The organism is Shigella sp. FC1544, from assembly GCF_001722145.1.
GTDB classification, from domain to species: domain Bacteria; phylum Pseudomonadota; class Gammaproteobacteria; order Enterobacterales; family Enterobacteriaceae; genus Escherichia; species Escherichia coli.
The window spans coordinates 1-1325 of the sequence record NZ_MECT01000304.1; the positions used below are offsets into that span (position 1 = coordinate 1).

The following is a 1325-nucleotide window of genomic DNA, read 5'->3' on the forward strand; positions in this document are numbered from 1 at the left end:
ACGGTTGTGGCGCACGTCTTCGGTGAACGCACTCTGGCCACACTGGAGCGTCTTCTGAGCCTGCTGTCGGCCTTTGAGGTCGTGGTATGGATGACGGATGGCTGGCCGCTGTATGAATCACGCCTGAAGGGAAAGCTGCACGTTATCAGCAAGCGTTACACTCAGCGCATTGAGCGACATAATCTGAATCTGAGACAACATCTGGCAAGGCTGGGACGGAAGTCACTGTCGTTCTCAAAATCGGTGGAGCTGCATGACAAGGTCATCGGGCATTATCTGAACATAAAACACTATCAGTAAGTTGGAGTCATTACCCGAAGGCTGGACCGATATGCTGCCTGAATTTGGCGGTGACTCTTATACCAATGCAGACAACTTTATGACTGGTCGAGCCAATGGCGTCGCGACTTATCGTAATACTGATTTCTTCGGTCTGGTAAATGGTCTGAACTTCGCGGTGCAGTATCAAGGTAACAACGAAGGAGCCAGTAATGGTCAGGAAGGCACCAACAACGGACGTGATGTTCGCCATGAAAACGGTGACGGCTGGGGTTTTTCCACAACATATGATTTAGGCATGGGCTTTAGCGCTGGTGCGGCATACACCTCTTCTGACCGCACCAATGACCAGGTTAACCATACTGCGGCGGGTGGTGATAAAGCAGACGCGTGGACTGCTGGGCTAAAATACGATGCTAACAATATTTACCTGGCAACCATGTATTCAGAAACGCGTAATATGACCCCGTTTGGCGACAGCGATTATGCTGTGGCAAACAAAACCCAGAATTTTGAAGTCACTGCCCAGTACCAGTTTGATTTTGGTCTGCGTCCGGCAGTCTCTTTCCTGATGTCTAAAGGCCGTGACCTGCACGCTGCCGGTGGTGCAGACAACCCGGCAGGTGTTGATGATAAAGATCTGGTTAAATACGCCGATGTTGGCGCGACTTACTATTTCAATAAAAACATGTCCACCTACGTTGTGAACCGCCCCGGGAATCCTGGAGACTAAACTTCCTGAGAAAGAGGTAAACAGGATGACTAAAAATACTCGTTTTTCCCCCGAAGTCCGTCAACGGGCAGTCCGTATGGTTCTGGAAAGTCAGGGCGAATATGACTCACAATGGGCGACAATTTGTTCCATTGCTCCAAAGATTGGCTGTACGCCGGAGACTCTGCGTGTCTGGGTTCGCCAGCATGAGCGGGATACCGGAGGCGGTGATGGCGGGCTCACCACCGCTGAACGTCAGCGTCTGAAAGAGCTGGAACGTGAAAATCGTGAACTGCGCCGCAGTAACGATATCCTTCGCCAGGCTTCCGCTTAT

Annotated in this window: 1 protein-coding gene and 2 pseudogenes; all 3 read left to right on the plus strand. The window is 51.1% G+C overall.

From position 1 onward, the window contains the following. A pseudogene (locus BGK49_RS14795) lies at window positions 1-300 on the plus strand (IS1-like element IS1X2 family transposase); the annotation flags it as partial. Between the two features lie 16 nt (window positions 301-316). After that, window positions 317-982, plus strand: a pseudogene (gene ompN / locus BGK49_RS14800) (porin OmpN); the annotation flags it as partial. A 55-nt stretch (window positions 983-1037) separates the two neighbouring features. Further along, window positions 1038-1325 (plus strand): transposase (locus BGK49_RS14805; protein WP_032199081.1); only part of this gene is annotated, 288 nt, incomplete at its 3' end.